At 36.0% G+C, this 12,791-nt stretch carries 15 protein-coding genes; 8 read left to right on the top strand and 7 right to left on the bottom strand.

Translation table 11 applies throughout. From position 1 onward, the window contains the following. Positions 1–3 precede the first annotated feature (3 nt). Positions 4–1,377 carry a RagB/SusD family nutrient uptake outer membrane protein gene (locus H4K33_RS03020; RefSeq protein WP_182647025.1) on the top strand — a complete coding sequence of 458 codons (1,374 nt, stop codon included), beginning with the start codon at positions 4–6 and terminating at the stop codon, positions 1,375–1,377. A gap of 137 nt (positions 1,378–1,514) precedes the next feature. Here H4K33_RS03020 and H4K33_RS03015 read toward each other — a convergent pair whose 3' ends face one another. The 7 genes from H4K33_RS03015 to H4K33_RS02985 all read right to left on the bottom strand — a co-directional run bounded on the left by H4K33_RS03015 (position 1,515) and on the right by H4K33_RS02985 (position 7,515). Continuing rightward, a complete protein-coding gene (locus H4K33_RS03015; RefSeq protein WP_182647024.1) occupies positions 1,515–2,054 on the bottom strand; it encodes a hypothetical protein in 540 nt (179 codons plus the stop codon). A 41-nt stretch (positions 2,055–2,095) separates the two neighbouring features. After that, a complete protein-coding gene (locus tag H4K33_RS03010; RefSeq protein ID WP_182647023.1) occupies positions 2,096–2,557 on the bottom strand; it encodes a hypothetical protein in 462 nt (153 codons plus the stop codon). A 205-nt stretch (positions 2,558–2,762) separates the two neighbouring features. After that, a complete protein-coding gene (locus H4K33_RS03005) occupies positions 2,763–4,685 on the bottom strand; it encodes a PQQ-binding-like beta-propeller repeat protein (protein WP_182647022.1) in 1,923 nt (640 codons plus the stop codon). A gap of 338 nt (positions 4,686–5,023) precedes the next feature. Further along, a complete protein-coding gene (arsB, locus tag H4K33_RS03000; RefSeq protein WP_182647021.1) occupies positions 5,024–6,052 on the bottom strand; it encodes an ACR3 family arsenite efflux transporter in 1,029 nt (342 codons plus the stop codon). Beyond that, on the bottom strand, positions 6,049–6,669 hold the full coding sequence (locus H4K33_RS02995) for a protein-tyrosine-phosphatase (protein ID WP_370576654.1): 621 nt from the start codon (positions 6,667–6,669) through the stop codon (positions 6,049–6,051). The genes arsB and H4K33_RS02995 overlap by 4 nt, the downstream gene beginning before the upstream one ends. A gap of 1 nt (position 6,670) precedes the next feature. Next, positions 6,671–7,126, bottom strand: coding sequence for a DUF6428 family protein (locus H4K33_RS02990; protein WP_182647019.1), 456 nt, complete (start codon positions 7,124–7,126; stop codon positions 6,671–6,673). A gap of 59 nt (positions 7,127–7,185) precedes the next feature. Next, positions 7,186–7,515 carry a helix-turn-helix transcriptional regulator gene (locus H4K33_RS02985; protein ID WP_182647018.1) on the bottom strand — a complete coding sequence of 110 codons (330 nt, stop codon included), beginning with the start codon at positions 7,513–7,515 and terminating at the stop codon, positions 7,186–7,188. 205 nt (positions 7,516–7,720) lie between these two features. Between H4K33_RS02985 and H4K33_RS02980 the strand changes: the two genes are divergently transcribed. From H4K33_RS02980 to H4K33_RS02950, 7 genes are all read left to right on the top strand, one after another. Then, on the top strand, positions 7,721–8,281 hold the full coding sequence (locus H4K33_RS02980; RefSeq protein ID WP_182647017.1) for a LemA family protein: 561 nt from the start codon (positions 7,721–7,723) through the stop codon (positions 8,279–8,281). Continuing rightward, the gene (locus tag H4K33_RS02975) at positions 8,281–9,213 is read left to right on the top strand and encodes a M48 family metallopeptidase (RefSeq protein ID WP_182647016.1); all 933 of its coding nucleotides are present in this window, start codon (positions 8,281–8,283) and stop codon (positions 9,211–9,213) included. Before H4K33_RS02980 ends, H4K33_RS02975 begins: the two co-directional genes overlap by 1 nt. A 131-nt stretch (positions 9,214–9,344) precedes the next feature. After that, positions 9,345–9,764 carry a MarR family winged helix-turn-helix transcriptional regulator gene (locus H4K33_RS02970; RefSeq protein WP_182647015.1) on the top strand — a complete coding sequence of 140 codons (420 nt, stop codon included), beginning with the start codon at positions 9,345–9,347 and terminating at the stop codon, positions 9,762–9,764. 111 nt (positions 9,765–9,875) lie between these two features. After that, a complete protein-coding gene (locus tag H4K33_RS02965; protein ID WP_182647014.1) occupies positions 9,876–10,757 on the top strand; it encodes an alpha/beta fold hydrolase in 882 nt (293 codons plus the stop codon). A gap of 50 nt (positions 10,758–10,807) precedes the next feature. Further along, a complete protein-coding gene (locus H4K33_RS02960) occupies positions 10,808–11,311 on the top strand; it encodes a YfbM family protein (protein WP_182647013.1) in 504 nt (167 codons plus the stop codon). A gap of 230 nt (positions 11,312–11,541) precedes the next feature. Continuing rightward, on the top strand, positions 11,542–11,940 hold the full coding sequence (locus tag H4K33_RS02955; protein WP_182647012.1) for a transposase: 399 nt from the start codon (positions 11,542–11,544) through the stop codon (positions 11,938–11,940). Next, positions 11,907–12,785: an IS3 family transposase gene (locus H4K33_RS02950; RefSeq protein ID WP_182647103.1), complete on the top strand. Its 879-nt coding sequence runs from the start codon at positions 11,907–11,909 to the stop codon at positions 12,783–12,785. Before H4K33_RS02955 ends, H4K33_RS02950 begins: the two co-directional genes overlap by 34 nt. Positions 12,786–12,791: the final 6 nt, after the last annotated feature.

Genomic DNA, 12,791 nt, shown 5'->3' with positions numbered 1-12,791 from the left:
ACCATGATTAAAATAAGATATACCATACTAGGGCTTCTTTTCGCTCTTTGTTCAGTCTTTTACTTGACGAGTTGTGATCGCATGTTAGACATTGACCCTAAGGAGAATGTCGATTCTGATCAGCTTTACAAATCGGTGCGATACTTTGAATACGGAGTGGTTGGGGTTTACAACAGTTTACATTTAGAATACTCTGTCTTATTGGGAGCTGTGATGGCTGATGAGTGTAAATTGAGCAGTGAGAATACCGGAGTTGATGGTTATGCTGTTCAGCTCAATCGATGGACGTACAGTTCTGATGATGAATTGTTGCACGAAACTTGGAAAGATTACTATCATACGCTATACAAAATCAATGATTTACTGGAGAATCAGCATCGAGTTCCCCAAGAAACGACAGTCGATAAAGAAAAGATGTACGCACTACAAGGTGAGTTACACGGATTACGCGCATTAATCCACTTTGAACTTCATCGTGTTTTTGGAGATTCAGATAGTCAAAAAACACAAGCGTCAACGGTTCCTTATGTTGTTGATACTGATTTATACAAAAAGCCAGGAAAAACGCCTAGGGAAGATTTTTACTTTTTGTTATGGGATGATATACACGTTGCGGAAAAACAGTTGAACAATACGGATGGTCCTACGCGTTTTTCACTTGCAGCAACACAAGCCCTTGCAGCTCGCGTGGCACTGTATCAGCAAGATTACAACCGAGCGATTACCTATGCCAGTAAAGTAATTGATCGCTATCCTTTAGCTACAAAAGAGCAATACACTGCTTTATGGCAACAAAATCAAACGGCTGAAAGTATCTTTAAGCTTGCTAGAAATAACGATGATGAGCTTCGTCCAAATACGTTATGGTACAACTTCAATACTGGGAAGAACTTATTTTATGCTTCGAATAAATTAATTCAATCCTACGAAGTAAACGACATTCGATCCATTCTATTCTTTGGAGAAGAGCAAAACAATCAAATTGCCAAATACGCTGGAGAAAACAATGAAAATAGAATTAGCGATTTGCCTGTATTTCGAACTGCCGAATTGTATCTTATTCGCGCAGAGGCACTTTTCAATTCGGGATCACAAGATCAAGCGCTAGCCGATATTCACGCATTAGAAGAAGCGAGAACAGGAATCGCTACCACTACTTTACTCAGAGAAGAACAATTATTAGTTGAGCGCTTTAAAGAATTGGCTTTTGAAGGACACCGCTACTTTGACTTAAAACGCTTGGGTAAAACACTAGAACGCAATTCAGAGGATCTAGCCGCTCTCTCTGATAATCCATTCCTCTTATTTGGCAGTCCACTCTATCAATTGCCTATCCCTTTAAAAGAAGTACAAAGCAATCCTAATTTAGGTAATTAGCTGGTGGTTGACATGGATTTTCTAGTACAAGGATATGCGATCTTTTACAAGTCAATCTAGTGACGCGCAAAAAATATAAAAAAAGCCCCTAGAACAGTGTACTAGGGGCTTTTTTAATGTTATATCAATTGGAACAATTATCCTTCAAAATCTCCACAATCATGTACCTCAAATGTTTCTAACAAACTGCGTAACGTATAAAAAGAAGCTTCTCTAAATAGCGATTCATCTATTTCCTCACCGATTACTTTCAGACTATAAACAGGATAATCTTCTACTTGTTCAAATACAAACGTATGAGATTTAGTTCGAATGCTAATTTGCGCTCCTTTTTCTTCTACGGCTTCAATGGCATAAGACAACTGACTATTGAGGTCGCAAGCATTCATTACAGTAATCATTTCTCCGTCAATTAAAATATTGACAACATCACACGCATAGCAATTACCTCCAAATTCCAATCCATACTTCGTCGTAACTACTGTTGATGTAGGATCAACAATTTCCATAGGAACGAGTAATTCACTACTAATTTTTTGTAGTGTTTCTGTTTTTTCAAATGCTTTTGCAGCATGTTCTTTCGTTGATACTTCGGTAGTTGTTGTATCTTGTTCTGTATTTTGTTTACACGCTAGTGCGAACAAACATACAAGTGTGAGTGTCAATAGTTTTTTCATATGAGCTGATTTAAAACAAAGGTAGTATTTCTATAGGAAATTTAACTAAGGGATTTACCTTTTGATTGGTTTTGTTTGCATATCCATTGACTCCCAAACAAAAATAAACTACATCCAATAAGAATGACCCAAAGGCTATGATTCACCATTGCGTAAAATGATTCTTCAAGGGTGTACGTACTCCATCCAGCTTCTCGATCTTCAAAAATTCCCCAATCAATCCAAAACCAAAGCAAACTAACGAGTATGAGGTGGCTTACTAGTTGCAAAAGCCAAGGTTTAATTCGCAATACAAGAAACAAAAAAAGTATGTAGCCCACACTGACAATCAGAGAGGCAAAAAATGCATCGGTATAAAAATCGTATGACAAACTACTTGAAGGTTGATCCTTAAAAGGACGCATAGCAATGGATGCTTGTACAAAAGCCAAAGCTACAAACAACAGTTCATACCACAGAACACTTCGCCAAAAAGCAATTCGTTTGGAAGATACTATACTCATGAAACCAATTTCTTTTATTTCTCCCAGCAATATACTTTAAAAAGTGCGCTAACACTCATTTTTATGAACTTTTCTTGTGTTTTTTATTTCATAGGTAAAAATCACTAAAAAGAGAAAAACCTTTAGCTCACGTTACTTCTAAAAAAGAAACAAAAAAAGGTGTTCCGATTGGAACACCTTGATATAACTGTTTATTATAAACGAATTACTTCGTATAAATTTTAAGCGTAGTACCACTTGCGTAGTAAAGATTTTCCGTTACTGGGTCAATTTCATACAACGGTTTGTTCCCATCTAATTCAATCTTCACCACTTCTTGTCCGTCTTTTTTGCGTACTTTCACTAATTCAGGCCCTTTTTCACCTCTATTAGCTACGAAAGCATATTCATCATTTTGCTTCATTGCATTAAAGCGATTTTTCACTTTAGCTGTTAGGTTTTTATCTAACGCATCCGCAGCTCCACCAAAAGCATCTGCATTTCTGTTGGCGCGATTCTGTGCAGCTTCGGTCAATAAACTTCCAGTTTCAGATTTCAGTTGTCCATTTGCATCTCTATACGTCATTGTAACAGTAGCATTGGCCATAGCAGCATTAGCTCCTTGTCCTGTTTGCAACAAAGCTCCACCTACAATTCCTGCCGATTTCAACAGCCTACGTTGTCCTTCTCCTGGTTCTTTATAGGTATTGTGGTATAATTGATTTCCTTCGTAATCCAATCCAATTACATCATTCTCTCCAACTAAGCACACTCCCCAATCAAAAGCTTCAATACTCTTAATTGTTTTATCGTTGTTCACTTCAACTTTACCTTTTGGTTTCGGATCGTCCGTAGAGTTTGCATCAAAAGTGTAAATACGCTTGTTGTTATATACTAAAAACTTATCTCCTGTTACCGAATAAACCAAAGGTCTTTTCTTATCAAACTTCACATTCTTTTTCCAAATTTTCTTACCTGAAACATAATCAACCATGTTTCCGTACGTATCTGTTAAATAAAAAACGCGATCACTACCAACCTTGTCTAAATAGTAAACTTCGTCCTTCTCATCATCTGCAATTTCTACAAATTTCTTCCATTTATTTTCTCCATTACTGTTTACCAAGTTCATCTCGTTATCTGCAATATACAGATAGTCTTGTTCTACTGGAATTACACGTTTGATGTTTTTTCCTTTCGCATCTTTCTTCCACACTTTTTTGCCATCTTTATAGCTGAAAAAGTTGAATCCAGTGGTATGAGCAACTAAAATTTTATCTTGATGATCTTCTAAATAAGAGATATTTTTCGTTGTAATATTGTCTTTCCACAATTTATCTCCATTCGATAAGTTTAATACATTCAAGGCGTATTTAGATGAAAACAAACTAGATTCATCTGTAATTACTACTACTTTGTCTTTACTTTGATTGATGAAGAAATTAGTAATTGCGTAAGATGTATTCCAGTTTACATTTCCTGTATTTTTATCAATATTGTATAAAACACCTTTCACCGTAACCATAATGGTAGATCCTACCGATACAATCTTATCTTCTGCTACGCGTTTTACTTTAAACAATCCACCTAGAGTTTTTCCTAAACTATCTACTGTTCCTAGAGGGTTAGACCATTTAATGTTTTTTGTACTTAAATCAAAGTTAACAAACTCGATTTGATCTCCTTTCACACCTAAAACTAATAAAGCATTTTCGGCTAGCATATAATAGGTTTCTAAAATACGGTAACCTGCATCTGCAGAATTAAATACGACTTTTCCAGTTGCAGCATTAATGATTAAATCATTATTTTCTAAATTCACTAAGGCAAAAGGAGAATTGGGAATTAATGATAGTTCTTCATTTTTGGAAAAAGCACCTATGAAATCATTAGCAGATAGCTTCGAATTAATCTTATCTATGCTTTGCAAAGTAGTAGTACTGCTATAGTCCTTTTTTGCAATACTCCAAACCACCTTATGGTTTTCGGCATCGATGGCAGAGATATTTTCTTTATCCTCTACCAATACATTTCCCGTTAGAGGTTCTAAGAGAACCTGTTCGATAGTATGTTTTAAATCCACATTAACTTGTGCATTTACCCATACACTAGACAGCAAAGCTGCCAATACGTAGTATTTTAATTTCATATGCAATTGTTTTTTACAATTTGTCATTTTATCGAGGGCAAATTTAACAAAATAAACACCTAACAAAAACATATTTTTACAAAATAACCATTATTTTAAAGCAAAATAACAAATTATAAACATTAAATATTGATAAAAAACACCACTATACGCAAATTTATCACGAAACAAACCACCGTTTATACTAACAGAACTGTTTCGTTTGATTCGACAATTTCACTCCAAGACCAATTGACAATACAGGGATCAAATTCCCACTACTCTCCTCTTTATTCGCTGCGTTGATGTTTATATCATTAGGTTTATAGTTTATTTTGGTCTTCGATGCGCTGTCTACTTTATGAATACTTTTTCTTCAACAGTAAGCTAGCCTTAACGAGTAAAATCAGTACGGGTACCTCAACTAAAGGTCCTATGACACCAACAAAGGCTTGAGGGGAGTGTATTCCAAATACTGCAATAGCTACAGCAATGGCTAATTCAAAGTTATTTCCTGTTGCTGTAAATGCGATAGCTGCATTCTTATCATAGGGAACTCCCATAGATTTATTGAGGAAAAAACTAATAAAAAACATCAATACAAAATAGATAATCAAAGGGATTGCCACTTGAATTACCTGTCCAGGAAGTTGAACGATTTGCTCTCCTTTTAGGCTAAACATAAACACTATGGTAAAAAGCAACGCATATAGGGTGAAAGGAGAAATAAAGGGAATAAACTTGTGATTGTACCAAATCTCTCCTTTGTATTGTACTAGATATTTTCGGCTTAGAAAACCTGCCAAGAAAGGAATCCCTAAGTAGATTGCAACACTTTGTATTACATCAGTCATCGCAATGGAAACATCAAAGGAGGCAAATCCGAAGTATGGGGGTAGTACATTGATAAACAACCATACAAATACGCTGTAAAAAAGAATTTGAAAAATACTATTCAAGGCGATGAGTAAGGCGGCATATTCTCGATTTCCCTTAGCGAGATCATTCCACACAATGACCATCGCAATGCAACGCGCCAACCCAATGAGAATTACTCCTACCATTAAATCGGGCTGATAACGTAAAAAAATAAGGGCTAAAATAAACATCAAGATAGGTCCAACAACCCAATTCAACAACAAAGAAAGGCTCAATACTTTTTTGTCTTGAAAGGCTTTAGGCAATAAGGTATAATCTACCTTTGCCAACGGCGGATACATCATAATGATTAATCCTAACGCCAAGGGAATATTCGTCGTTCCTATACTTAATTTATTTAGTATTACAGGCAATTGAGGAAAAACATTCCCCAAAGCTACACCAATACCCATGGCTAAAAAAATCCATAGGGTAAGGTAGCGATCTAAAAATTTCATTTTTGTTTTCATCTTTTATTCTTTACTTGGGAGAACACGTAAAACATTTCTTGAGCAATAGACAAGCTGGCTTCTCTATAGGCGCATTCTTCTTCTGGCAGACCATCAAACGTCTTAGGATCAGCATAAGCGATGGCTACTCGATGACTAACTCCTGATATAAAAGGACAATCTCCGTCTGCTTGTGAACAAGTCATAACGGCAATGAACCCACTCTCTGGATTAAACACATGGTTGTATTTTTTAGAAAATCCAATCAGAGGAGCACTTCTACTATCGTACTTTAAACTATAGATTGGATTATCGTTTAAGGCTAATAAACTCACATTGATTCCTTGTTCTTGCAGGACCGTTGCCACTTGAGGTGCCAGCGCTGTTTCTTCTGTTCCACCAGAATAGCAATGGATCGTTACACATCCATAATAATGAGCGGCAACTTGTGCCCATACTTGAGCCAAATGACTACGCCTTGAATTGTGTGTACAAATGAATACTATAATAACACTTCCATCTTTATTCAATTGATCGCTAAGGCAATCTACAAGAGGAGTAAGTACTTCTTTGCGTTCCTCACTCAAAGTAGTTCGGTACAGCAAAGAAGTAATTGTTTGTTGTAAAACTGGATACACCTTAACAACAACCAGAATTAGGATCACAACAAGAGCTTGCTGTTTGCGGTAGATCTTCAGGCTTGATGCCACAAGCATCTTCCGCTAAGCAAGCGGTTATGGTATTCACTAAGATAAAATGCGTGCCATTAAAAGCTAAGTTATACTTGCCAATAGTTGTTTTTCCTTGGAATTCCACCTCTACTTCACCCTCTTCAATACCTAATTTATTTTCAGACAATCGAATAATATTCAACAACTTCCCTGCTTTTAGTCGATGCTCAAAATCATTGGCATTCCACAGCTGGAAACTCACTTTTTTCTCAGTGCGAATTACACCACCACAGTCGATGTATTTCTTATCTACTTGCCCCACTTCGGTTACGTGAAAATGTTCGGGTACAAAACTGCCATCTTCTAATTGAAAATCTACTTTTTCCAATCCTGCTAAAATTTGTTTTACTTCTGATAATTTCATGATTTTTGTTTTTATATTATTAATCGTAATATTACGATACGTTACATTAAAAAAATGCCTTAACAGCATTTATCAATATGCGTAGATTGCCCGAAGAAAGCTGCAAATTCAGTAGAAAACTCTTTCCAAATCTCCTCATCAACACAGTAGCAAACAGATTTTCCTTCTACCGTACCTTGTAATAATCCACTATTTTTCAACTCTTTTAAATGCTGAGATATTGTTGCTTGTGCTAAACCAAGTTCTTCTACTAGATCACTGCATATACAAGCCTTTTGGTTGATGATATACTGCAAAATAGCCAAACGTGCAGGATGTCCTAGTACTTTAAACATAGCCGCTAAGCGATTTTTCTTCTCACTAAATAATTCTGATTTTGTAATTCCCATCTGCTCTTTTTATTTTATCATCGTAATATTACGATACAAAGATATTTATTTTTTTATAACACCCACAAAAAAATTTTATTTTCTTTTGGCAACGATATTTTTGTATCTACTTATTCGCATTTTATACATTAAAATATCTTTATCTACCATTCAGAACGGTTAAAAAAACCTAAAAAGTCGTACATTAGACAAAAAATTATAAACTATGGGAATTTTTATTGGAATCGGTATTCTTGTTCTTCTTGTTCTTTGGTACATCGTTACAAACAACAGATTAGTAGCATTAAAAAACAACAGAGAAAATGCATTTGCTGACATTGATGTACAGCTCAAACAGCGTCATGATTTAATTCCTCAGTTGGTTTCTTCTGTAAAAGGGTATATGGAACACGAAGCAAAAACTTTAGAAAAACTAACACAAGCACGTACAGCTGCGATGCAAGCGGGAGATATCAACACCAAAATTCAGGCTGAACAACAACTTTCTTCTGCCTTAGCGGGATTGCGTGTTGCAGTTGAAGCATATCCTGATCTAAAAGCAAATACGAACTTCTTACAATTGCAAAACGAAATCTCAGATATTGAAAATAAACTAGCTGCTGTTCGTCGTTACTTTAATTCGGCTACAAAAGAACTAAACACAGCAATTGAATCCATTCCTTCGAACATTATAGCAGGGATTAAAAACATGACCAGACAACCTTTCTTTGAACTAGGTGCTGAACAGCGCGCTCAACTTGATGTTGCACCTGAGATTAAATTTTAATGGCATACGTTGGTTTACATACGCAAATTAGAAGAAACAACACCAAATCGGTTCTCCTTTTATTTTCTTTCCCCTTATTAATTTTACTGGGAGTCGTTTTTATTTTGGGCTACCTAGCTAGCTGGAATTGGGAAATGGCCTATGATCCGATCATACAAGTTACACCTATTGTTTTTGTAGTAGTTGGAATTTGGTTTGTTATTTCCTTTTTTTTTCACAACCAAATGATTCAGCGGGCCACACATGCAAAACCGCTAGAGCGAAAGGACAATATGCGGGTATACAACCTAACCGAAAATCTTTGTATGTCGGTGGGAATGCCTATGCCTAAACTGTTTATTATTGAAACTGAGGCCTTAAATGCCTTTGCTTCGGGGATCAATCAGAAATCACATTCTGTCACCTTAACCAGAGGAATCATTGACAAACTTGACGATAAAGAGTTGGAAGGGGTTATTGCACATGAACTGATGCACATCCGCAACAACGATGTGCGATTGCTCGTTGTCACTATCGTTTTTGTTGGAATTTTGGGTGTTATTCTCGATTTATTACTGCGCGGATTATTTAACGGTTTGGGACGAAGACGAGGAGGAAAAGACAATGGAGGTGCCATTATCATTCTCATCTTAGTAGTAACCTTAGTGATTTATTTTTTCTCTATGGTTTTTAAATTTGCTTTATCGAGAAGCCGAGAATATATGGCTGATGCTGGTGCAGTTAGCATGACAAAAGATGCCCATGCCTTAGCTAGTGCCTTGCGTAAAATCAGTGGGAATTCGAAATTAGAAACCACCAACAATGAAGTAAGAGAACTCTTTATTGACAACAGTAATGAGTCAAAAAGCAAGGGATTCTTGGGAGATATTAGTTCTATTTTCAGTACGCATCCTCCAATCGAAAAACGCATTGACTTTTTGGAAAAAATGTAATTTCATGACGTATTTCACAAGAAAATAAAACATTTAATTAAAAATGATAAAATATAAAAATCTGTTTGAGTAAAAACCAAACAGATTTTTTTTACATTTGCAAAGTATTTGACTACTCAAACATATTTCAAATGATAAACGAATCATTACAACTGTTGTTCAGCCTAACAAAAACACAATCTGTCCTTCAACGAAAATTTGATCGATTGAGTGTACACGGATTGAGCTATACCGATTTTATGCTACTCCATCTTCTTGCAAGCAATTCAGAAAATAAAATGAGGAGAATTGATTTGGCCAGTCGCATTGGGCTTACACCTTCGGGGGTGACACGTTTACTGAGTCCGTTAGAAAAAAATGGATTAGTAGGCAGAGAGCGTAATGCACGAGACGCTCGTGTTAGTTATGTCATTTTAACTGAAACAGGTCAACGCATTTATGCGGAGGCAAAAATAACTGCAGAAGCTGTAGCCTTGGAATTACTACCCAAAATAAAAGCAAATCAGCTGCAAGCGGTTATGGACTTGTTTAGACAAATTGACAAGGAATAATTGTTGTTGGTTATCGGTTATCGGTTATCAGTTATCCGCAGATTTTCTAAGATAAAAGGTTCCTTCCTTTAATCGAAGATTCGCAACGAACAAAAAACAAAAAACAAAAAAATGAAACACATACAAACCCCACACCTAACCCTTTGTTACGAAGATTTCGGATCTTCTGCAAATCCTTGTGTACTGCTACTTGGTGGTTTAGGGACTTCCATGACGAGATGGACGGTTGATTTTTGTCAACAACTGGCTCAACGCGGTTTTTATGTCATCCGTTATGACCATCGTGATACGGGTTGTTCGACCTTTACCTCTCCGAGTATAACTCATCCTGGCGAACTCATGGCCGCTTTGCAAAAAGGTAAAATAGAAACTCCTTTTTATTCTTTATACGATTTAGCGCAAGATGCCATCGATTTATTGGATCAGCTTCGCATTGAACAAGCACATATTATGGGGCGTTCAATGGGGGGAATTGTCGCTCAAATTTTGGGAAGTAAGTACAAAGAACGCGTGTTGTCTTTGGTGATTATTATGTCAACTTCCTTGAACCCAGCACTACCGCAAACGGATCCTCTAGTCATGCAACAAATGATGACGCCTCTTCCGTCTTATTTCACTGCGAAAGAAGATCACCTTCAAGCGCGATTGACCTTTACCAAACGCATTTCAAGTACTGATTTGCCTTTTAATGAAACAGAGGAAATCGCTTTAATTGAAGAAGATTATCGCCGCAATACAAAACCAAACCAAACGCTATTCCACGTAGCGGCTGTTGGATTTACACCCTATACTTCTGCAATAACGAAAGATATTAATTGTCCGGTGATGATTATGCATGGAACTCTTGATCCTATCTTCCCTCAGGAACACGCATTGGATTTACACGCTTCTATACCACAATCGAAATTGGTACTTATTGACCAAATGGGACACGATTTACATCCCAATCGCTATGCGCTTTTACTCGAAGAATTTAGCCATAATTGGGGATAAAAAAACGCCGATATTTCCCATATCTTTATCCTTACTAAAAAACATAAACGATGAGTATGATAGGCAATTTGCTTCGTGTTTCACAAGCAGACTTAGCACGTTACCAAGCCGATAGTCAATTATTTGAGGATCGCATTTACAAAGAATACGACGAAACAGACGAGGCTATGGTAGATTTAGATAAAGCTTGGCATGTATTGGCTTTTCTTTTAGGAGAAACAAAAGATAGATTCGAAGATCACCCGATGGCGGGTCTACTCTTCGGTAAACACACCCTAGATGAGAATCAAGATGTGGGTTATGGCCCAGCGAGATACCTTACTGCTGAAGAGGTAACAGAACTCAATCAGGCTCTAACTCAACTAACAGATGAGGAAATAAGAAAACGCTTTTCACCTGCTTTATGTGAAGAACACGATATTTATCCTTCTTTTTGGGTAGGAGAAGATGAAGAAGATTTATGGGAATATATCCAAGATAATCTCCAAGTTCTTCGTACAGCTTATCAAAAAGCTGCAGATCAAAATGAGGCGATGATTACTTATTTGAATTAAAGAAACAAGAGAGGGGAAAGAGGATAGGTGTGAAATTTCTCACCTCTCTTCTTTCTTCTTTATCTCACCTATTTTATATTGGTTTTTGTGTTCGATGAATATATCTCACCGAGTTTATATTGGTTTTTGTGTTCGATGAATCTCCACTGCGTTTCGATTTTCACTGCGTTTCGATTTCCTCTTTCCTGTACGTCCCTGATATAGGTTGACCATAAAAAGTCAATTTTTATATGAAACCCAATGTCAAAATTATTCAAAAAAGTCGTGTTTATTCAGAAGAATTTAAACGCGAAATAGTTTCCTTATTTGAAAAAGGAAATTATAGTGTATTGCAAATTAGTAGATTATATGGAATTTCGGGTCCAGTAATTTACCGATGGATCTATAAATTTTCTATCTTTAGTAAACAAGGACAAAGAATCGTAGAGATGAAAGCAAGCAACACCAACAAAGTAAAAGAATTAGAAGCCAAAGTCAGAGAACTAGAGCGTATAGTAGGTCAAAAGCAAATTCAAGTAGATTTCTATTCAAAATTGATAGAGATTGCTAGTGAAGAATTAGACTATGATATCATAAAAAATTCAAACACCCCGCAATCGACTGGTTCCGCAAAGAAAGAGAACAAATAACTTACTCACTGAACAGTTTATACCGAACTTTAGGTATCAGTAAACAAGCGGTAAATCAATACTCCAAACGGCAAGATTTATTTAATAATAAAATATCCAAACTTGCTTCAGAAGCGGATGATTTAAGACGCGATCACCCTGGTTGCGGGGTTGAGAAGATGTACTACACCTTAAAACCAAGTTTTTTAGGTAGAGACAAGTTTATAGCTACTTTTATGAGCTTAGGTTATCGATTGAATAAACGTAGAAATCACACAAAAACAACCGTAGCTTCAAGGATATATTATCCTAATTTAATTAAGGGGATGCAAGTAAAATCTCCATCAACTATATGGCAATCAGACATCACCTATATCCCAGTTGGAAGTAGCTTCTATTACGCCGTATTTATCATAGATGTATACACAAAAAAAATAGTAGGTTATCAAGTATCAGATCACATGCGAGCACAAGCTAATATAATGGCTTTAAAAATGGCTTTAAAGAATAATCAAGCTCCTTTAATCCATCACTCAGATAGAGGAAGTCAATATATGTATAAAGGTTATATCGAAATATTAAAGAGTAATAATTGCCAAATAAGTATGGCTCTTTCTGCTCAAGATAACGCCTACGCTGAGCGTATTAATAGAACAATCAAAAATGATTACCTAGAATTTTGGAAACCTAAAAATTTGTTGGAATTAAAAAAAGCTGTGAGAAAAGCAGTCAATCAATACAACAATAATAGACCTCATAATTCAATAAGAAAAATGTCTCCTATTGAGTTTGAAAATAATTGGTTTGCAGAAAGTACTTTCAACAAACCAATTATTACTATCTTTAATAATGAAGTTAATGTTTAAAAAACG

This window comes from Myroides sp. WP-1, assembly GCF_014145635.1.
GTDB lineage: Bacteria > Bacteroidota > Bacteroidia > Flavobacteriales > Flavobacteriaceae > Flavobacterium.
The sequence above is the reverse complement of the archived record's forward strand: the minus strand, read 5'-3'. Positions and strand labels throughout refer to the sequence as shown.

What these genes read in the sequence shown, in the direction of transcription:
- H4K33_RS02965 (WP_182647014.1), top strand. Translation starts at nt 9,876, where the DNA reads ATGAAACACATACAAACCCCACACCTAACCCTTTGTTACGAAGATTTC.
- arsB (WP_182647021.1), bottom strand. Translation starts at nt 6,052, where the DNA reads ATGAAAACAAAAATGAAATTTTTAGATCGCTACCTTACCCTATGGATT.
- H4K33_RS03020 (WP_182647025.1), top strand. Translation starts at nt 4, where the DNA reads ATGATTAAAATAAGATATACCATACTAGGGCTTCTTTTCGCTCTTTGT.
- H4K33_RS02960 (WP_182647013.1), top strand. Translation starts at nt 10,808, where the DNA reads ATGAGTATGATAGGCAATTTGCTTCGTGTTTCACAAGCAGACTTAGCA.
- H4K33_RS03015 (WP_182647024.1), bottom strand. Translation starts at nt 2,054, where the DNA reads ATGAAAAAACTATTGACACTCACACTTGTATGTTTGTTCGCACTAGCG.
- H4K33_RS02990 (WP_182647019.1), bottom strand. Translation starts at nt 7,126, where the DNA reads ATGAAATTATCAGAAGTAAAACAAATTTTAGCAGGATTGGAAAAAGTA.
- H4K33_RS02970 (WP_182647015.1), top strand. Translation starts at nt 9,345, where the DNA reads ATGATAAACGAATCATTACAACTGTTGTTCAGCCTAACAAAAACACAA.
- H4K33_RS02985 (WP_182647018.1), bottom strand. Translation starts at nt 7,515, where the DNA reads ATGGGAATTACAAAATCAGAATTATTTAGTGAGAAGAAAAATCGCTTA.
- H4K33_RS02955 (WP_182647012.1), top strand. Translation starts at nt 11,542, where the DNA reads ATGAAACCCAATGTCAAAATTATTCAAAAAAGTCGTGTTTATTCAGAA.
- H4K33_RS03010 (WP_182647023.1), bottom strand. Translation starts at nt 2,557, where the DNA reads ATGAGTATAGTATCTTCCAAACGAATTGCTTTTTGGCGAAGTGTTCTG.
- H4K33_RS03005 (WP_182647022.1), bottom strand. Translation starts at nt 4,685, where the DNA reads ATGAAATTAAAATACTACGTATTGGCAGCTTTGCTGTCTAGTGTATGG.
- H4K33_RS02975 (WP_182647016.1), top strand. Translation starts at nt 8,281, where the DNA reads ATGGCATACGTTGGTTTACATACGCAAATTAGAAGAAACAACACCAAA.
- H4K33_RS02980 (WP_182647017.1), top strand. Translation starts at nt 7,721, where the DNA reads ATGGGAATTTTTATTGGAATCGGTATTCTTGTTCTTCTTGTTCTTTGG.